Annotated in this window: 1 protein-coding gene; it reads left to right on the forward strand. The window is 50.6% G+C overall.

The genetic code is table 11. The annotated features are described in order from the left end of the window. Positions 1-198 (forward strand): hypothetical protein (locus tag IM273_RS22525; protein WP_226857961.1); only part of this gene is annotated, 198 nt, incomplete at its 5' end. Between the last annotated feature and the right edge of the window lie 112 nt (positions 199-310).

Below are 310 nucleotides of genomic sequence, written 5' to 3' on the forward strand. Positions count from 1 at the left end.
GCCTGTACGGCAGTGAACATCAGTAACAGCCGGTGCATGTCCGGTATACTTTTTCTAAGCTGCCTGTACGGCAGTGAACCCGTGTCGATTATCGTCTGGTCATCTGAATCGTTTCTAAGCTGCCTGTACGGCAGTGAACCAGCGAAAAGCCGTGGGAAGTTCGCCACCGGCTTTTCTAAGCTGCCTGTACGGCAGTGAACATGAGCCTCGCGTGTATAAGAAATTAGCGTAATTTCTAAGCTGCCTGTACGGCAGTGAACCCGGTTCGCAGGTGACGAATTCCGCTCATTTATTTTCTAAGCTGCCTGTA

The sequence above is a fragment of the Enterobacter cloacae complex sp. P13B genome, from assembly GCF_014895915.1.
Classification (GTDB): Bacteria; Pseudomonadota; Gammaproteobacteria; order Enterobacterales; family Enterobacteriaceae; genus Enterobacter; species Enterobacter bugandensis.